Source organism: Photobacterium arenosum (assembly GCF_014841115.1).
Lineage (GTDB): Bacteria > Pseudomonadota > Gammaproteobacteria > Enterobacterales > Vibrionaceae > Photobacterium > Photobacterium arenosum.
This window is the reverse complement of sequence record NZ_JACYTP010000003.1, coordinates 371244-389868: the sequence shown is the minus strand read 5'-3', so window position 1 is coordinate 389868 and position 18625 is coordinate 371244. Positions and strand designations below refer to the sequence as shown.

Here is an 18625-nt window from a genome sequence, read left to right as displayed (position 1 = left end):
ATTCCCCTACAGGAAAACTTAAATAAAAGTGATATTAATTAAAATAATTGCGCAATCTGGCGCGGCGCGAATTCTAATCTATGTCCTGAGGGAAAACAATGTCTCAGCCGTACAAAAACCAAGCACCAGACAAAAAAGCATGATTAACCATAAAAAAGTAAATACAAAAAATATGTCAAAACCCATGAAAGATGTAACACAATACATCAAAAGCTATCAGCAGCCTGTAGTCACTGGCCATTTTAACAGCGGCTCTATTGTAAATAGCGTATGAATAACGCAGCATAAACTCCTGTTTTTATAGTAAGAATCAGATAGCCTAGCAAAGAGAGTCATGGTGATATCAAACAATCACCGAAGAAATTGTGTACAAAAAAACCGCTGTCGCTGCAGCGGTTTTTTACTCAGATGTAACCGTATGACGAAGGCGCTACTGCATGACGGCAGATCCGGTTTCGCCAGTATCGCTCGGCGGCTCAGTTAAGGTGGCATTGGAGTCGGGTGCTTCGCTCGGCGCCGGTAAAGACACTGAAGGCAGCGTCTCCTTGCTAGCAGACAGTTTAGACTGCAACAGGCTTATCTGACGCTGCTGACTCATTACCAATGCATTAAGGTCGCGGATGTACTTATCTTTATCCTTCAGCACCTCATCTGCCGGCGGCTTGCTGGCTGTGGCCTCCCTTACATTGATAGCACCATCAATGATTAATCTGGCCTGTTCCTGAATGGGTTGATCACGCAAATCTTCCTCTTTCAAAGCTTTGGAGATTCTCAGCAGCTTATTTTCGAAATCCAGAATATAAGACTCGTAATCATCTTTACTTAAATCGCGTAAGCGCTGCACTTCCAGCGAAATATGCTGAGCATGGGCAAGCTCAAACTGTACCGCACTCGCCGCCTGCTGTATGGCATCAAAATCGCGGGGGGTACGCTCAATTAATGCTTTACCGGCTTCGATACGCTGCTCAATCTGTGCGTAGCTGTTTGGCGCATAGTCATTCACATCCTGACGACGCAGTTCAATCATCATGGCTTCCAGCGGCGCAATATAGATTTTTTTGATCGTTTTAACTTCCAGACTATGGCTGCGCGAAAGGAACTCGTCCTGCTCCTCTCTCGCATCACTCAACTCATCATCTTCTACCAGGGTAAACAAACTGGCATACAGGCGATGTAAGCGCGTGTACTCACTCCGGTAGTATTGTTTGGCGTCCAGAGAGTCCAGATACTGCATCTGGGTTATTGCTGGCGACAGCACATCATCGGCGACTTTCTGTAACTGCTTCAATTGATTCAAAGAGACTTCAACCTGATTCAGCTCTAACTGTATCTGCTGTAAATACGTGGTAGAAGAAAATAAAGAGTAACTTTTATACGCCGTCGACGGCGTTGCGGTGATCTCTTGATAAATTTTTTCTGCATTTTCCCAGCTGGTTATCATGAGCTGATAAGCATCCGGTGAATAAATGGCCAGTTCGCTGGTATGTTGCATTGACTGCTGCCAGTGCCGGTAAGCAGACAATACCCGCTGAAATTCTCCCTGTTCAGAGATAGCAGTATCCGACTCACTCATTTCAGGCGTGCTTGAGCAAGCACCCAGTAACACGGCAAAAAACACCATCAGGGCTGAAAGGCCCGTTCTTTTCATAAAAAATTCCGTAATAATTTGATTTTACAGCCAATCCACTCACAATTATGGAAAGCTATGTCTGTAAAGCGGCAGAAGTCCTACCAGTATGAAATGACACTCCCCCAGCATCAGCATGATAAGTACTCGTTTAGGCCACTTTCTTATTAAATTACAAGCAGAAAGTGGCCCTTTATACAAATCGGTAAGGCAAAAATGAGTGAATACTCAAATAGTTTAACTGATGCCTACCTGGTACTAAAGCCTTTACTGGTAAGGAAATCCTTCATAAAGGGCCGGGCTTCTTTGGTTAAAGTCGCGGTAATCTGTTCTGACCAGCTCATATCTTTATTGCCGCCAGTTCGCGACTGGTAATACTGGCGCACTTTTTCGTCATATTCTGCCAGCTGATGGCGATCCAGCTCCTGCTGATAGCTGTTTTGGTGAATGACCAACGACTGCGGCAGGCGCGGCTTAGATTCAGGATTTTGATCCGGATAGCCCAGGCACAGTCCAAAAACGGGCATGACATGCTTAGGCATATCAAGCAATGCAGCCACCTCTGCCGGATTATTTCTGATCCCGCCAATATAGACCCCACCCAAACCCAAAGATTCAGCCGCTAACAAACAATTTTGTGCCATGAGCGCAGCATCGACGGCACCAATCAGCGTCTGCTCAGTAAAACCAAGCTGTGCTTCAGGATGAATTTGCAAATGGCGGTGGAAATCCACACAGAACACTAAAAATTCTGCCGCTGAAGCAACATAGGGCTGATCACCGGTCAGATGGGCCATCTGAGTGCGTTTGTCTGTATCAACCACCCGTATCACGCTCACGCATTGGATGAAACTGGAAGACGAGGCTGCAATTGCGCAGTCAAGCAGGGTCGAAAGTACATCCGCCTGAATAGGTTCAGAGGTAAAACGTCGTATAGAACGGTGTGCCAGTATCGTATCAATTGTCTGATTCATTATTCTCTTCATCCTACGGTTCAGCTTGAAAACACCATCAATTGCTTACCAATAACAAAGATTATCTGGGGCAATTTATGCACTCTATCATAAACAACCAGATGATCTAGATTGCACACTATGACTGGCCGGTAAGCATGCAAGTGGAGTAATTCATTGATAAATAATGTTTCGCTTTCATCAAAGTGACTTTTGAACAACATTTTTTTGTCATATTCACCTTCTATCCTGCAGCCCATCAAAACAGCAATGAAGCACTTGATACCTACCTAGGGGAAAAAGAAATGAAAAAAACTGTTTTAGCATCGGCATTGATTACTGCTTTTGTTTCTGGCTCAGCTGCTGCTGCAAACGTTTATGACAAGGATGGGGCAACCGTTGATTTGTATGGCCGTGCAGTAGGTATGTACTACAGCTCGGATGACAACAGCGAAAAAGGCGATCAAAGCTACTTCCGCTTTGGTGCCAAAGCGAAGTCTGAAATTAACAGCAACCTTTACGGTGTCGGCCTGTACGAAACTGAAGTGAACGCCTCTTCTAAAGACGAAGGTCTTGAAACACGTAAAGCTTATGCCGGTCTGGGCGGTAACTTCGGTGAAGCCACCTACGGTCGTCAGGAAGGGTCGTTTACCCTGATTTCTGATTACACCGATACCCTGGAAGAATTCGGTGCAGATGCAAGTGGTACAGGTACCGACCGTTTCGGTACAGGTAAGACCAGCTCAGTGCTGAAATATGCTGGCGAATTCAGCGGCCTGACTGTTGAAGCAAGCTACCAGCTGGACAACAACGCCGTTCAGCAAGTAAACGGCGACACCTCAACCTCTTACGGTGTTGCTGCCTCTTACGCACTGCCTGTGGGTGTGAAATTTGGTGCCGGTTATAACTCAGGTGAAGGCCTGGATGGCACTGATGATGCAGAAGTGACTGCACTGTCTGTTGCGTACGACGCCAACAACATCTATGCCGCACTGCTGTACAGCATGGGTGAAAACTGGAAAGACAAGTCAGGCGCAGAAACCGGTACTGACTACGACGGCTACGAAGCCGTAGTGGGCTACAACTTTGGTAATGGCTTCTCTGCTCAGGCTGTCTACAACTATCTGGAAGCCGATACAGGCACCACGTCAGATGTTGAGGACTATTTTGTGCTTGGCGCCTACTACAAGTTCAACAAAAACCTGCGTACCTACGCAGAGTACAAAGCCGATCAAATCGACGGTAACGAAGACGTTCTGGCGATGGCTATTCGCTACGACTTCTAACTTCTTGCTCCACTGCCGCCCAAAGCCAGGTCTGTCCAGCCTGGCTTTTTTCATTGCCGCTACCTCAGACATAACAGGTTTACCGCTGATGTAAATAACGCTAACCATCGAAATTTTCTATTGATGCTACTGATAATTCCGACTTTCACCGCCGACAGACTCACGTTATAGTAGCCCCACAAGACAAAGGAGAAGCTCTATGTTCGTAGTAATTTTTGGTCGCCCTGGCTGCCCTTTCTGTGTTCGTGCAAAAGACTTGGCTGACAAGCTGAAAGAAGAACGTGATGATTTCAACTATCGTTATGTAGATATTCACGCAGAAGGCATTTCCAAGGCTGACCTGGAAAAAACCGTGGGTAAGCCCGTTGAAACGGTGCCACAAATCTTCGTTGATCAACAGCATATCGGTGGCTGCACAGAATTCGAAGCGTACGCAAAAGACAACCTTGGACTGTTTCAATAATCACAGTTCAATTGCGCAAATGTGACTCGTTGACAAAAAGGCTGTTTAATCAGCCTTTTTTTGTGTCGCGCACCTCGAATATCGGTATCGTATAGCAATAGTTTAAGATAAAATTCCGAACCATATCTTTAGTATATTGCGCTGACTTCGGAAAAATTTGTTGTGAACATCGACATTGCTGACCTGCTTCGCCAGAATGATATTCTGCTCCTCTTTGTAGTTCTCGCTGTGGGTCTTACTGTCGGAAAACTTCGTATCGCCAAGTTGCAGATTGGTAATTCCATTGGCGTACTCCTGACTGCGCTCCTCTTCGGTAACGCCGGTTTTACCTTTGATGCTGAAGCCCTCAATATTGGCTTCATGCTATTCATCTTCTGTGTGGGTATTCAGGCCGGGCCAAACTTCTTCGGTATTTTTTTCCGGGACGGTAAACATTATTTACTGCTGGCTTTAGTGGTGCTCTTATCAGCCATCACGATCACACTGACTATGTCACATTACCTGAATCTGGATCTGGGTCTGGCGACCGGCCTCATGGCGGGCTCTCTTACTGCTACGCCGGTTCTGGTCGGTGCCAAAGATGCATTAAGTGGCGGCTTATCGAATCTGTCTGATCCCATGATTGTTCAGGACCTGATTGACAGCCTGAGTGTCGGATACGCCATGTCTTACCTGATTGGCCTGATCAGCCTGATACTGCTGGCCAAGCTGATGCCCAAGCTGCAAAAGCAAGATCTGGCTGAATCCTCGCAACAGATTGCGAAAGAGCGTGGAATAGGTGGCGCCTCACAACGCAAAGTCTACTTACCTATCATACGTGCGTACCGTGTCGGACCTGAACTGATTGACTGGATCGATGGCCGTAACCTGCGTGAACTGGGCATCTATCGCCAGACGGGCTGCTACATTGAGCGTATCCGGCGCCATGGTATTCTTGCCAACCCGGATGGTGATGCCATCCTGCAGGAAGGCGACGAGATTGCCTTAGTGGGTTACCCCGACAGCCACGCACGACTGGATCCCAGCTTCCGCAACGGAAAAGAAGTGTTTGACCGTGATTTGCTCGATCTGCGCATTGTTGAAGAAGAGATCGTGGTCAAGAACGACAATATTGCCGGTAAGCGCTTATCAGAGCTGAATCTGGCCGAATATGGCTGCTTCCTCAACCGTGTGGTACGTGCTCAGATTGAAATGCCGATGGACCACAGTACCCTGCTCAATAAAGGTGACATCCTCCAGGTCAGCGGTGAGAAAAGCCGGGTGCTGGGGCTGGCCGAGCGCATTGGCTTTATCTCTATCCACAGTCAGATTGCTGATCTTCTGGCCTTTTGCTGCTTCTTTATTATGGGGCTGCTTTTCGGTTCCATTACCATGACCTTCGGCCAGATTACCTTTGGTCTGGGTAATGCCGCAGGTCTGTTGCTCGCCGGGATCTCCCTGGGTTTCCTGCGTGCCAATCACCCGACGTTCGGCTATGTTCCGCAGGGCGCACTCAATATGGCCAAAGATCTCGGTTTGATGGTGTTTATGGTTGGTATTGGCCTGAGTGCCGGTTCTAACCTGTTTGAATCGATTACGCAAATTGGTCCGAGCGTATTTTTAGTCAGCATGATGGTGAGCGTGATTCCCGTGATGCTTGCCTACCTTTTCGGCGCGTATGTACTGGATATGAACCGTGCACTGCTGTTTGGTGCCATTATCGGCGCCCGTACCTGCGCCCCGGCGATGGACATGATCAATGAGCATGCCCGCAGTACTATTCCTGCTCTGGGTTATGCAGGCACCTACGCCATAGCTAACGTTCTGCTCACAATAGCAGGTACGCTGATTATTATTCTCAGCTAGCACCTCCCCACACGGCTGACACTGGCATTTGGCAGAGTCAGCCGTTATTCAGATGATAGGTGGTATAATCTCTCACAATTAACCGGTGAAAATTGTACCCGCCAGCCCCCTTTGCTATAAAGCGTGCTTTCTGGTATTCGCAACTCTATTCCACAGTTTCAGGTAACTTTATTATGATGCGCATCCTGATAGTCGAAGACGATCCGATCCTGTGCCACCATCTGAAAACTCAGCTCAGTGAGCTGGGCAATCAAGTTCAGTGTGCCAATACGGCCGAAGAAGGCCTGTTCTATGCTGATAACTACCCCAATGATGTCGCTATCGTCGATATAGGTCTGCCCGACCGTGACGGTATCACTCTGATTCGTGAAATCCGTGATAAAGGCTTACGACTGCCAATCCTGATTCTGACAGCACGTTCTAACTGGCAGGATAAAGTCACGGGACTGGAAGCTGGTGCCGATGATTATCTGGTGAAACCTTTCCAGAGAGAAGAGCTGGTGGCCCGGCTGAGTGCGTTGGTTCGCCGTAGTGCAGGGTTTATAAAGCCCGAGATGATCGCCGGAGAAATCCGTGTCGACCTGCTGGCGAAACAGGTTTTTGTCAGTGAAAACCTGCTCGACCTCACCGCTTTTGAGTACGAACTGCTGGAATACCTGATGCGCCACAGCCGCCAGGTGGTCTCCAAGCAGCGACTGCTGGACGTGTTGTATGAAGATCAGGAAGGCGATCCTAATACCATCGAGGTCATGATCAGCCGTCTGCGCAAAAAAATCAGCCAGACCGGACAGGATAACCCCATTTCGACCATTCGCGGTCAGGGATACATCTTTGAGCTTACCGCGCAATGAATCTGGCTATTCTCCCGCGTTTGCGCCATCGGGTAATGATCACATCCATTGCGATCATTGCCCTGATTACCTCGGCCTTGGCCTGGGTGATCAATGAACTCTACAGCCAGAGTTACATGGCTGCCTATTCCACGGATCTTGTTGCACAAATGCCGTTAGTCGTTGCCCAGCTTAACCGGGCAGGATTAATCAAAGACGTTGATAAATGGATTGACTCCTTGGATCCATCCGCGACGGATTACATGTCGGTCCTTTGTGATCGCAATGATAATACGATGTGGTTGTCAGATGAGGCAAAAGCCGCGGGGCTGACCAGTATTTGCAGTAGCCTGCCGGATGCAATGCAAACCCCCACCCTGGTCAAAGCTGATAACACAAAGAGCTATATCGCTTACGATATCAGCCGTGACCGCGAGAATGGCAATGCTTACCAGCTGGTTGTCCTGCGCTCAGGTACGGCCTATGAACAGTCCCTGAGCCGGCTTCACAACCGAACCGCTCTGTATCTCGGCTTGTTTGTATTGATCGCCGTTGCCTTTCTCATCGCCGCATTTCACTGGAGCTTTCAGCCGTTGCGAAAACTGGCCACTCAGCTCAATCAGGTCACGGACGCCAAACGCGAGCAGCTGGACAGTGATTTTCCTACTGAGTTGCAGGACGTGACACAGTCACTTAATCGTCTCATCCGGATCAGTAACGACAAGACCGCCCGCTACCGCCACGCGATGGACGATCTGGCACACAGCCTGAAAACCCGTCTGGCCGCCGCCAATGCCTTGCTGGATGATCATTCCCTGCCCCGCTGCGATCTCAATCAGCGCATGCTGGAACAAATCAGTCAGATGGACGATCTGGTTCAGTATCAGTTAAAACGTGCTTTAATGGGACAACAAGGTCTGCAGAAAGATAAGACCCTGCTCAACCCAGTCGTGGAAAGCTTTGAGCGGATGCTGAAGAAGATTTACAGCACCAAACAGGTCACACTGAAACGCCAGTACAGCACGGGCTTGTGCCTCCCTCTGAACCGCACCGATTTGATGGAACTGCTGGGAAATCTGCTGGAAAACGCCTTCAGGTTCTGTATCAGTGAAATTCGCCTCAGCGCCGCGCAACAGCAGGGAAAATTGACTATCCGTATTGAGGATGACGGTCCCGGTGTCAGCGATGATATGCGGGAAGCCATTTTCCAACGGGGGATCCGGGCTGATCAGCGCAATCCGGGACAAGGTATTGGCCTGTCTGTGTGCCACGATATTGTTTCCTGTTACGGCGGTCGTATTTACGTGGAAAAAGCCAGCATTGAAGGAGCAGCCTTCGTGATTGAGCTGCCAGAAGACAAGAGCAGTTAACGCCCTTTAATTCATGCGCCGTTTATACGCTGTTTTCGCTGCGCGGAAATCTCAGCCATAAAAAAACCGCCAACATCGGCGGTTTTTTATCACAGCTTTTTTGTAATCACCATAAAGTGATCAGACATCCTGAACGTCGAACTCGACCACAGGATTGACTTCTGCATCATAGTCTACGCCATTCAGACCAAAGCCAAACAATTTCATGAACTCGTCTTTGTACATCTGATAATCTGTCACCTCGAACAAATTCTCATTTGTCACCTGTGGCCACAGCGTTGTGCAGTGCTCCTGGATATCTTCACGCAATTCCCAGTCATCCAAACGCAGGCGGTTGTCGCTGTCCAGCTCAGTGGCTGAACCATCGGCTTTATACAGGCGTTGTGAGAACATACGGAAGATTTGCTCCATACAGCCCTCGTGAACACCTTCTTCGCGCATTTTCTTGAAGACCATTGCAATATACAGTGGCATTACAGGAATCGCCGCACTGGCCTGAGTCACAACACTCTTAAGTACAGCAACGTTTGCCGTACCTTTAATAGCAGCCAGTTTACTGCTCAGCTCACTGGCAGCACGGTCCAGATCCATCTTGGCTTTACCCAGTGCACCATGCCAGTAGATTGGCCAGGTGATTTCAGTACCAATGTAGCTGTATGCAACCGTCTTACAACCTTCAGCCAGCACGCCGGCATCAGCCAGAGCATTGATCCACAGTTCCCAGTCCTGGCCGCCCATGACTTTCACTGTATCTTCAATTTCCTGCTCGCTGGCAGGCTCAATGCTCGCTTCAATCAGGACATCTTTGTTGGTATCAACTGCTGTCGCTGTGTAGGTCTCGCCCATTGGTTTAAGGCTGGAGCGAATCAGCTCGCCTGAATCCGGCATTTTACGCACTGGGGAAGCCAGTGAGTAGACCACCATGTCAATCTGACCCAGATCTTCTTTGATCAGCTCAATCACTTTCTGCTTCATTTCATGCGAGAAAGCATCACCGTTAAGGCTCTTGGAGTACAGACCTTCTGCTTTGGCGAATTTGTCAAACGCTGCAGAGTTATACCAGCCCGCTGAACCCGGCTTTTTCTCTGTACCTTGCTTTTCCAGGAACACGCCGATAGTCGCAGCGCCGGAGCCAAATGCTGCCGCGATACGAGAAGCCAGACCGTAGCCAGTGGAAGAGCCAACCACCAATACACGCTTAGGGCCATTTTCCAGCTTAGGCTGAGACTGGGTGTATTCGATTTGCTCTTTGACGTTTGCTTCACAACCCACTGGGTGAGTCGTTGTACAAATGAATCCACGAATTTTTGGTTTGATGATCATTTCGTTTTCTTCCTTTGTTCTGTTGCCCGTAGGATAAAAGGTTAGTCACTAATTCGCATCAGTTTTATGTTCGAAACCGCTAAAATCGACCAGTGGTTGGAGGTGTTAAGGCAGATTTTTTGATATTGAGCCATGAGTTGCTGAAGAAAACAGCACCCACAGACAATAAGGATACGTCTTAAAAGCCCAGGCCTCTTCAGGATAGCTGAGCCAGTGAAAAAAATGCCGCGCAAATGCGCGGCATATTTAACCACCAGGTTTATTCTTCATTAAGCAATATCATTGCTTATCAGGCGGCTTTCCCTGGCTGTAAGGCGCCCTTTTTAAACGCTTCGGGTGCGAAGCTGTCCACTTGTATCGCACGCGATCTCAACTGGTCAGCATTATGCACTTTCTCAACCTCAGCTTCTGTGATTACCCCCGCATCCAGGGCAATCTTCAGTTTTTCAGCTAATGGTGCCTTACGAGGCACAGTGCTGGCTTTCACCGCTTTCGCCAGTTTACGCTCAATATCGCGCACACCGTACATGGCAACGAAAGCACGCTCCATGATAGCCACAGGATCATTGTCTTTCTCACCGATATAGCAGTTGGTGGTCAGTCGGTCACGCGCGACCCCTGGAGTCATCAGCAATTTGGAAATCGCCAGTTTCAGCTCATCCTTTGGCGCTTCATAGTGAATTCCCAGCGGGAAGGTCAGTGTGCGCAGTACCCGGCCAACCCCTTTGCGCGGGAAGTTATTGAAGACTTCATCAAACGCAACACCGCACTTGTTCAGACAGTGCTGTAACGCGTAATGAACCAAAGGCAGATCTTCCTGCTGACGCCCTTCCATTTCATAACGCTTCAGCACAGCCGATGCCAGATACAGGTGGCTTAACACATCACCCAGACGGGCAGACACCATTTCACGGCGTTTCAGTTCTCCGCCCAGTGACAACATAGAGAAATCTGCCGCTACAGCCAGAGCACGGCTCATGCGGGACAAGTGACGATAGTAATACGCCGTTTCACCCGATACCGGTGTCCGGTTGAGTTTGGAGCCGGTGAAGGCATTGAGCAAGGCTTTGCTGACATTCCCCACCGCAAAACCAATGTGTTTGAACAGCAGTTGATCGAAGTCTTTCGCTGCCTGGTCTGCATCCGGATTCGCAGCGGCTTCCATTTCTTTCAGTACATAAGGGTGGCAACGGGTCGCCCCCTGACCAAAGATCATCAGGTTACGGGTCAGAATATTTGCCCCTTCAACGGTGATCGCCACAGGCATACCAATATACTGATTTGCCAGATAATTCATCGGCCCGGACTGAATTCCCCGCCCGGCGTGAATATCCATGGCGTCGTTCAGGATAGTACGGGCAATTTCCGTCATGTGGTACTTGGCAATTGCCGTCACTATGCCCGGTTTTTCTTTCATATCCAGAGAAGTGGTCGTCAGCGTACGGGCCGCTTCCAGCATATAAGTCATGCCGCCAATACGTCCCAGAGCTTCGGCAACACCTTCAAAGTGACCAATCGACATACCAAACTGCTTACGCACATAAGAATAGGCCCCGGTGCTGCGAGATGTCAGGTGGCCAATGGCCGTCCCCAACGCCGGCAGTGAGATACCACGGCCAGCTGACAGACATTCCACCAGCATACGCCAGCCACGCCCAGCATAGTCTTGACCGCCGATCACCCACTCCATAGGAATAAACACATCCTGACCACGGGTTGGACCATTCATGAAGGCACCACCCAGCGGGTCATGACGCTCACCAATTTCCACACCATCATGGCTGGTTGGAATCAGGGCACAGGTAATGCCGATATCTTTCTGATCACCAATCAGACCTTGCGGATCACGCAGTTTAAAGGCCAGTCCCAGCACAGTGGCAACAGGTGCCAGGGTAATATATCGCTTGTTCCAGCTTACGCGGATACCCAGTACTTCCTTACCTTCATGCTCGCCATAACAAACTTCACCCATATCCGGGATACCGCCGGCATCAGAGCCCGCCTCCGGACCGGTCAGTGCAAAACACGGGATATCTGTACCGTCAGCCAGACGCGGTAACCAGTAATTCTTCTGTTCTTCTGTACCATAGTGACTCAGTAGCTCACCCGGACCCAAAGAATTAGGTACCATGACAGACACGGCGGCGCTTTGGCTTCGGGTTGCAATACGCGTCACAATGGTCGAGTTGGCATGCGCAGAGAACTCGCGACCGCCATACTCTTTGCCAATGATCAATGAGAAGAATTTTTCTTTTCGCAGGTACTCCCACACCTCAGAAGGCAAATCACGATCTTCACGAACAATCTGATTGTCATCCAGCATTTTCAGCAGAGTTTCAAGCTCATTGTCAATAAAAGACTGTTCGTCGTCACTCAGCTTAGGCTTGGGATAATTCAGCAGGGTATTCCAGTCCGGCTTACCGGCGAAAAGCTGACCGTCCCACCAGACACTGCCTGCTTCCATGGCTTCCCGTTCGGTATCAGACAGTGGCGGTAAAACTTTCTTAAATACCTTGAAAGCAGGATCACTGATGTAGCGTTGTCTCAGACTTTTATTACTCATGGGTCACATCCTTTTGTCTTTCTGCCACGTCTTGGCGAGAGTTAACTGTTATATTTTTTTTTGCAGGGTTCAGTAAGAGTTCTCTGTCGCAGCTGATACTGGTGCAGGCATCTCTATCGGCGCGGCAACACCCGCAGCAAGATACGGCACCATGCGATCAATCAGATCGGCGGTCGACACAGTACATTTGAAATCATTTTCAGCAATTTCGCGCAGTGCGGTACTGGATGCCATCGTAAAAACGGACGCCCCTAAGGTAAAATGCAAGCGCCAGAACAGGGTTTCCGGATCTAATGACGGATTGGCGCGGCAAACCGCTTTCGTGAACAGGTTTAGCACCGGGTTATAACGCGTTACGATAAACCAGCGTAAGTGGCCCTGAACATCGGTATAACCGCGACCAATCAGGGACATGAAAATAGTGGCACCGCCAGAACGGAAATTGCCGAGCTTCAGCAAAGGTTGCTTGGTACAGCGGAAGACATCTTCCATGCTGAAATCATCTCGGGTCAGCAGCACTTCCAGCTCCTGCTTAAGCGCTGGCATGAATTCTTCCAGGTAGCGGCTCAGCACTGCCCGGATAAGCGTTTTCTTATCACCGTAGTGATAGTTAACAGAGGCCAGGTTGACTCCCGCTTTGCTGGTTATTGTTCGCAGCGACGTTTCTTTGAAGCCATGCTCTGCAAACAAGAGTTCAGCGGCGTCCAGAATGCGGCTTTTTGTATCAGCTTTGACTACCATGTTAAGTCACCCGTATTAAACACATGTTTAAACTCTACACCTTGCTAACAGATTTAACAAGCGATGAACAGTATTGAAACGGAGAAGAAAAGAAAAAAATTTAAATAATGCGAAGTACGGTGGGAACCAAGGCTGAATACCGGAGTCATACATAGTGCCACTGCTTTTTCTTAGAAGATTTTCTTCAAAGCCCGTTTTCGTCTGGAAACGGGTTTCTTTCATTTTCACCAGATGACAGACAACCTTGGCCTGAACGTTTCAGCAAGTGCGCGGTTGTTTAAAAAAACGGTTTATTTTGTCTTATAGATATCAATTGGTTAGAAAATATTTCAAAAAAAGCGGTGTGAAATCGGAACTAAGCGATGAGCGCTCGGTCATAACTAGTGACATTAAGATTAACGAAGTGATTGATAACCGGCCGCCAATGAATGGTTCACTGAACAGCTTTAATCGACAATGCCACTGCTGCTAAACTCCTAATTGTGTTAAGGATAAATTCCTCCCGCTGACTTTTCAGCGGGATTTTTTTTATCTGGCACTCGCAACACCGAGCCTACATGGTGAAGCGCTTGACCCCTCCTCAGAGCTCAGGAGCCAGAGTCATTATATCCTCATAACGCCAGTTCAGACCCAGAGCCTCAACGGTTGCGGATGCATTTATCCACTTCCCCTGCTCGCCACCAGGCTGAAACTCAGGCTGGGCTAATCCTGCCAAACGGGCCATTTCCCGATAATATATTTCCCTGCCGGGGTGCTGTGGCACAGACAAATGCAAAGTCGTCATTGTCGGCCAGCATTCTAAGATTGCTATAACGGCTGATATCACATCATCCAGATGCACCAGGTTGACTGGCGCCCCGCCATTGGCAATGCCTTGTCGTCCGGCCAGAAACTTCACCGGATGCCGTTGAGGGCCAATCAGGCCGGCTAAACGCAACACCACAAGATCATCACCCCATGACTGACGGAGTTGCTGTTCCAGATCAGCATGTACCCTGCCAGATTCTGTCGAAGGAGCAGGCTCGGTTAATTCAGTAACTTCTCCTTCGGCATCCCCGTAAACCGAGGTAGTGCTGATAAAAATCAACCTATGACAACCGGCCGCTTTCGCTGCCTCAGATAACGACAGGATTTTTGTGCTGTATTCATCTGCTGACGTTGTCTGTCTCCCGGGCGGTACATTCAGCACCATGACATCTGCCGCTAAAAATGCGTTAAGCGTCGGCGAGTGCGCCTCGAGCAGTAGCGGCAAACGAACCACAACACCTTTGATACCCTGGCGCTCCAATACTTCAGCGCCCTCTTGAGTCTGCTTTGAACCGAATGTTTCATAACCGGAATGATGCAGGCGCTTGGCCAAAGGCAAACCTAACCAACCGCAGCCACAGACACTGACACGCTTTGCTTTTTCCATCATTACTTCCTTTGAAATTTATTCGTTGTCTTTTTGTTGTACATTTAATTCAAACTGTAAATTAATTCCGGGCATTGAAAATAAATAACACAAAGCAGCTTAATACTCGGCATTTCATTGGTTTTTCCCCGTTAAAATCATTTCAAAACTGAAAGGGAAAGTAGATCGTGATCAAACTATAATAAAAAGGAAAAGTGATTTTCAGAGATTTGCTAGGAGGCCAGAAAAGAAAAGTAGTATAGTTTCATCATATTTGGCAGCGTCCCAACGAACTCGCCTATTTTGAAATTCAGCAACGAATCGCGGTTATCGTATGAATACCCTTGAAAAAATCCAAAACAATTTAGAAAACTTTAGTAAGTCAGAGCGTAAGGTTGCTGAAGTTATCATCGCTTCCCCGCAAACCGCCATTCACTCAAGCATTGCGACGCTGGCCAAAATGGCCGATGTCAGCGAGCCAACGGTCAACCGTTTCTGCCGTCGCCTTGATACCAAAGGTTTCCCGGATTTTAAACTCCATCTTGCTCAAAGCCTGGCGAACGGTACTCCCTATGTAAACCGTAACGTTGAAGAAGACGACAGCGCAGAAGCTTACACAGCCAAAATCTTCGAGTCCACCATGGCTTGTCTGGATGTTGCTAAGAGCAGTCTCGATCCGATGCAAGTTAACAGAGCAGTAGACTTGCTGACTCAGGCAAAACGCATTTCATTCTTTGGCTTGGGCGCATCAGCCTCGGTGGCCCATGATGCCATGAATAAGTTCTTCCGCTTCAACATCCCTATTGTCTGTTTTGATGACGTTGTGATGCAGCGTATGAGTGTGATTAACTGCACTGACAATGATGTTGTGGTACTGATCTCTCACACTGGCCGTACCAAGAATCTGGTAGAAATTGCTGAGATGGCACGTGAAAACGGTGCGACTGTTATTGGTATTACCGCCAAAGACTCGCCGCTGGATCGCGAATGCTCACTGTCTATCTGCCTCGATGTTCCAGAAGATACTGACATCTACATGCCTATGGCCAGCCGTGTGGTACAGATGACGGTCATTGATGTGCTCGCAACCGGCTTTACCTTGCGCCGTGGCCCGGGTTTCAGAGAGAACCTGAAACGCGTAAAAGAGACCATCAAAGATTCACGCATTGCAAAAGAAGGGTTATTTTAAACTCAACGACCTGTTTATGATTCTCAGGGTGGAAAAACATCAAAGCATGGTGATATAGCCATGCTTTTTTATACCCTCAGTATTCCCTCTGCGTTTAAAACGGACAATAATACCCGCTTAGCTGAGAATGAAAACGACCAACACGGACGACAAAGTCGTCAATTCATTGTCCTATGTCGCCTTTTTACTACAAGCACCTGTAATATAATTACAGATAATGCTAACACTATATACCCAAGTTATAACCCATCTCATCGTATCCTTTCGACTATATGGAGAGCTTCATGTCTCAAAGGTTAAGACGTACCAAAATCGTAACTACACTCGGCCCTGCTACCGATCGCGACAACAACCTCGAAGCCATTATTGCGGCCGGCGCCAACGTGGTACGCATGAACTTTTCGCACGGCAGCCCTGACGATCATATTCAACGCACTAAACAAGTCCGTGAAATCGCTGCTAAGCTTGGCCGCCACGTCGCTATACTTGGCGATCTGCAAGGCCCGAAAATCCGAATTTCTACCTTCAAAGACAGCAAAATCAAGCTGGCTATCGGTGACACGTTCACCCTCGACAGCGACTTACCTAAAGGTGAAGGTAATCAGCAAGCGGTTGGTCTGGATTATAAAGAGCTGCCAAAAGATGTCAGCCCTGGCGACTTACTGCTGCTTGATGATGGCCGTGTACAGCTTGAAGTCACGCATGTTGAAGGTAACAAAGTACACACAAAAGTGACTGTTGGTGGCCCTTTATCCAATAACAAAGGCATCAACAAGAAAGGGGGTGGCCTGTCCGCCGAAGCCCTGACTGAAAAAGATAAAGCCGATATCATCACGGCAGCGGCCATGAATGTGGATTATCTGGCGGTTTCGTTCCCCCGCAACGGCGAAGACATGCACTATGCGCGCCGTCTGGCAACCGATGCTGGCCTGAATGCCCGTCTGGTGGCGAAAGTAGAGCGTGCTGAAGCGGTTGCCAGCGAAGAAGCCATGGACGATATTATCATGGCCTCAGACGCTGTGATGGTTGCCCGTGGTGACCTGGGTGTGGAAATTGGTGACCCGGAACTGATCGGCGTGCAAAAGAAACTGATCCGCCGCGCTCGCAGCCTGAACCGTACTGTCATTACTGCCACTCAGATGATGGAATCCATGATCACCAGCCCGATGCCAACCCGTGCTGAGGTGATGGACGTGGCTAACGCCGTACTCGACGGTACGGATGCGGTAATGTTATCGGCTGAAACCGCTGCAGGTGATTATCCGGTTGAGACAGTCAAAGCCATGGCCAGCGTGTGTCTGGGTGCCGAGAAAGAGCACAGTGTGAACGTGTCTTCTCACCGCATGGACCGCACCTTTGATACCCCGGAAGAAACCATTGCGATGTCAACCATGTATGCCGCCAACCACATGGTCGGTGTCACTGCCATGATCACCCTGACCGAATCCGGTCGTACACCGCTGATGATGTCGCGTATTTCATCCGGCCTGCCAATCTTTGCGTTGTCGCGCAATGAGCAGACACTCAATCGCGCCGCACTGTATCGTGGTGTCACACCTGTCTTTTTCGACCGTGCCGGTGACGCAGGTCTGGATGTTGCCAAACATGCGATTCACGATCTGAAAGAGCTGAATCTGCTGAAAACAGGCGATCTGGTGATTATCACGCAAGGTGACATCATGGACACGGTCGGCAGTACCAACAACATGCGTATCCTGACTGTCGACTGATAAGTCAGAGCAACACGCTGAAACGAAAAAAGCTTGCGGAACTGAGCATACAGTAAACGCAAGCTTTTTTATTTCCGTTTTACCGGCCCACAGTTAATGCGCCCTGTAAACCGTTACTGCGAAGGTTGCGACCAGTCCGGGTTAATACGGGCCGTCAGTATATGATCTTCCCAGCGCCCATTGATTAACAAGTATTCACGAGCCACACCTTCCTGCTCGAAACCCGCCGATTTCAGTACTGCCGCACTGCGCTTATTGCGCGGTATATAAGCCGCCATCACCCGATGAAACTGCTGCACGTCAAACATCCAGCGTATAGCAGCATTCAACGCCCGCCGCATAATGCCCTTGCCCTGACATTTTTCATCCAGTGAATAACCGACATGGCAGGCGTAAAAAGGGTGGCGCACCAGGTTACTGAAATTAATGACACCGCAGACTTCTTCTGAGCCTTCCATGAAGATAACAAAATAATACGCCAACTGGTGTTTATGAAGTTCTGCCAGTTGTGTCAGACGGCGTTCCCAGCCTTCCACAGTAAAGAAAGCCGGATCCCGAAGCGGTTCCCAGGGCTGGAGAAACTGTTTGTTACGCTGATAATATGACGCTATCTGACGCGCATCTTTATTTGTCACCAGACGCACTGTCAGTTCATCAACTTTTAAGGTTGATGAACGCTGCATGATTGAATGAAACAAGCTGACCTCTGCATACTATACTTTCACTTTAACGCTACCGGCATTTGAGGCGTTCCCCTGTGCCTGGCTGAAGGTAGCCGTTAAGACTCTCTGACCGGTGAAGGCAATTATGTACTACGACCTGATCAACACTGAGCTTGGTCTGATTTATCTGCAGGCCGACGACCAGGGGCTGAAACTGATCACCATTGCCAGTGACGGCTATCAGCCTCCCCCCTGCTGGGTTCATCACCCTAAAAAATTACAAGAGTACACCCTTCAGCTCAAACAATACCTGGAAGGACAGCGTCAGCAATTTTCATTGCGTTTAGCGCCCGATGGCACAGCTTTTCAGCATCAGGTCTGGCAGGCTATCCAGGCCATTCCCTATGGCGAAACACGCACCAGTCAGGAACTGGCTGCCCAGCTCGGTAATAAACAAGCTCATCAGGCGGTGGCACTGGCTAAAAATGTGAATCCCATCCCTATACTCATACCCTGTCACCGCGTGATCTGCCAGAATCCGAGAATCAGTTGCCGTTTTGGGCTGGATTTGATCAACCTTTTACGGGCCCTTGAAAATGGCCACATCCAGTCCAAAATCAGGCCACTTTAGCTGAGTGGCCTTCCGGGTG

15 protein-coding genes are annotated in these 18625 nt (G+C 49.0%); 8 read left to right on the top strand and 7 right to left on the bottom strand.

Going from position 1 to position 18625, the window contains the following annotated elements; genetic code table 11:
* Window positions 1-430: 430 nt before the first annotated feature.
* Window positions 431-1648: a hypothetical protein gene (locus tag IFO68_RS07705; protein WP_192015345.1), complete on the bottom strand. Its 1218-nt coding sequence runs from the start codon at window positions 1646-1648 to the stop codon at window positions 431-433.
* A gap of 227 nt (window positions 1649-1875) precedes the next feature.
* Window positions 1876-2601 carry an oxygen-insensitive NADPH nitroreductase gene (nfsA, locus tag IFO68_RS07700; RefSeq protein ID WP_192015344.1) on the bottom strand — a complete coding sequence of 242 codons (726 nt, stop codon included), beginning with the start codon at window positions 2599-2601 and terminating at the stop codon, window positions 1876-1878.
* Between the two features lie 284 nt (window positions 2602-2885).
* Here nfsA and IFO68_RS07695 point away from each other — a divergent pair, with 284 nt between their 5' ends.
* The 5 genes from IFO68_RS07695 to IFO68_RS07675 all read left to right on the top strand — a co-directional run bounded on the left by IFO68_RS07695 (window position 2886) and on the right by IFO68_RS07675 (window position 8374).
* Window positions 2886-3866, top strand: coding sequence for a porin (locus IFO68_RS07695; protein WP_192015343.1), 981 nt, complete (start codon window positions 2886-2888; stop codon window positions 3864-3866).
* A gap of 199 nt (window positions 3867-4065) precedes the next feature.
* Complete coding sequence (locus IFO68_RS07690; protein ID WP_192015342.1) at window positions 4066-4329, top strand: GrxA family glutaredoxin; 264 nt, start codon at window positions 4066-4068, stop codon at window positions 4327-4329.
* Window positions 4330-4491: 162 nt separating this feature from the next.
* Window positions 4492-6174 (top strand): aspartate:alanine antiporter, encoded by a 1683-nt coding sequence (locus tag IFO68_RS07685; RefSeq protein WP_192015341.1) that lies wholly within the window; start codon window positions 4492-4494, stop codon window positions 6172-6174.
* Between the two features lie 176 nt (window positions 6175-6350).
* Window positions 6351-7025, top strand: a complete 675-nt coding sequence (locus IFO68_RS07680; protein WP_192015385.1) for a response regulator — start codon at window positions 6351-6353, stop codon at window positions 7023-7025.
* Window positions 7022-8374 (top strand): ATP-binding protein, encoded by a 1353-nt coding sequence (locus IFO68_RS07675; RefSeq protein WP_192015340.1) that lies wholly within the window; start codon window positions 7022-7024, stop codon window positions 8372-8374. Before IFO68_RS07680 ends, IFO68_RS07675 begins: the two co-directional genes overlap by 4 nt.
* Window positions 8375-8494: 120 nt before the next feature.
* Here IFO68_RS07675 and fabV read toward each other — a convergent pair whose 3' ends face one another.
* The 4 genes from fabV to IFO68_RS07655 form a co-directional block, all read right to left on the bottom strand.
* A complete protein-coding gene (gene fabV / locus IFO68_RS07670) occupies window positions 8495-9697 on the bottom strand; it encodes an enoyl-ACP reductase FabV (RefSeq protein ID WP_192015339.1) in 1203 nt (400 codons plus the stop codon).
* Between the two features lie 289 nt (window positions 9698-9986).
* A complete protein-coding gene (locus tag IFO68_RS07665; RefSeq protein WP_192015338.1) occupies window positions 9987-12260 on the bottom strand; it encodes an acyl-CoA dehydrogenase in 2274 nt (757 codons plus the stop codon).
* 69 nt (window positions 12261-12329) lie between these two features.
* Entirely contained in the window at window positions 12330-13001 is a 672-nt protein-coding gene (gene psrA / locus IFO68_RS07660) for a TetR family transcriptional repressor PsrA (protein ID WP_192015337.1), read from the bottom strand.
* A 580-nt stretch (window positions 13002-13581) separates the two neighbouring features.
* Window positions 13582-14418, bottom strand: coding sequence for an NAD-dependent epimerase/dehydratase family protein (locus tag IFO68_RS07655; protein WP_225445109.1), 837 nt, complete (start codon window positions 14416-14418; stop codon window positions 13582-13584).
* Between the two features lie 310 nt (window positions 14419-14728).
* On the opposite strand from IFO68_RS07655, the gene IFO68_RS07650 reads away from it, so the two are divergent.
* Together IFO68_RS07650 and pyk are read left to right on the top strand one after the other, a co-directional pair.
* Window positions 14729-15583 (top strand): MurR/RpiR family transcriptional regulator, encoded by an 855-nt coding sequence (locus IFO68_RS07650; protein ID WP_046219713.1) that lies wholly within the window; start codon window positions 14729-14731, stop codon window positions 15581-15583.
* A 284-nt stretch (window positions 15584-15867) separates the two neighbouring features.
* Entirely contained in the window at window positions 15868-17313 is a 1446-nt protein-coding gene (pyk, locus tag IFO68_RS07645) for a pyruvate kinase (protein WP_192015336.1), read from the top strand.
* Between the two features lie 113 nt (window positions 17314-17426).
* Here pyk and rimJ read toward each other — a convergent pair whose 3' ends face one another.
* Window positions 17427-18011: a ribosomal protein S5-alanine N-acetyltransferase gene (gene rimJ, locus IFO68_RS07640; RefSeq protein ID WP_225445108.1), complete on the bottom strand. Its 585-nt coding sequence runs from the start codon at window positions 18009-18011 to the stop codon at window positions 17427-17429.
* A 109-nt stretch (window positions 18012-18120) separates the two neighbouring features.
* On the opposite strand from rimJ, the gene IFO68_RS07635 reads away from it, so the two are divergent.
* Window positions 18121-18606: a methylated-DNA--[protein]-cysteine S-methyltransferase gene (locus IFO68_RS07635; protein ID WP_192015335.1), complete on the top strand. Its 486-nt coding sequence runs from the start codon at window positions 18121-18123 to the stop codon at window positions 18604-18606.
* Window positions 18607-18625 lie beyond the last annotated feature (19 nt).

What these genes read in the sequence shown, in the direction of transcription:
- IFO68_RS07675 (WP_192015340.1), top strand. Translation starts at nt 7,022, where the DNA reads ATGAATCTGGCTATTCTCCCGCGTTTGCGCCATCGGGTAATGATCACA.
- IFO68_RS07665 (WP_192015338.1), bottom strand. Translation starts at nt 12,260, where the DNA reads ATGAGTAATAAAAGTCTGAGACAACGCTACATCAGTGATCCTGCTTTC.
- nfsA (WP_192015344.1), bottom strand. Translation starts at nt 2,601, where the DNA reads ATGAATCAGACAATTGATACGATACTGGCACACCGTTCTATACGACGT.
- IFO68_RS07695 (WP_192015343.1), top strand. Translation starts at nt 2,886, where the DNA reads ATGAAAAAAACTGTTTTAGCATCGGCATTGATTACTGCTTTTGTTTCT.
- fabV (WP_192015339.1), bottom strand. Translation starts at nt 9,697, where the DNA reads ATGATCATCAAACCAAAAATTCGTGGATTCATTTGTACAACGACTCAC.
- IFO68_RS07680 (WP_192015385.1), top strand. Translation starts at nt 6,351, where the DNA reads ATGCGCATCCTGATAGTCGAAGACGATCCGATCCTGTGCCACCATCTG.
- IFO68_RS07655 (WP_225445109.1), bottom strand. Translation starts at nt 14,418, where the DNA reads ATGATGGAAAAAGCAAAGCGTGTCAGTGTCTGTGGCTGCGGTTGGTTA.
- psrA (WP_192015337.1), bottom strand. Translation starts at nt 13,001, where the DNA reads ATGGTAGTCAAAGCTGATACAAAAAGCCGCATTCTGGACGCCGCTGAA.
- IFO68_RS07690 (WP_192015342.1), top strand. Translation starts at nt 4,066, where the DNA reads ATGTTCGTAGTAATTTTTGGTCGCCCTGGCTGCCCTTTCTGTGTTCGT.
- IFO68_RS07705 (WP_192015345.1), bottom strand. Translation starts at nt 1,648, where the DNA reads ATGAAAAGAACGGGCCTTTCAGCCCTGATGGTGTTTTTTGCCGTGTTA.
- IFO68_RS07650 (WP_046219713.1), top strand. Translation starts at nt 14,729, where the DNA reads ATGAATACCCTTGAAAAAATCCAAAACAATTTAGAAAACTTTAGTAAG.
- pyk (WP_192015336.1), top strand. Translation starts at nt 15,868, where the DNA reads ATGTCTCAAAGGTTAAGACGTACCAAAATCGTAACTACACTCGGCCCT.
- IFO68_RS07635 (WP_192015335.1), top strand. Translation starts at nt 18,121, where the DNA reads ATGTACTACGACCTGATCAACACTGAGCTTGGTCTGATTTATCTGCAG.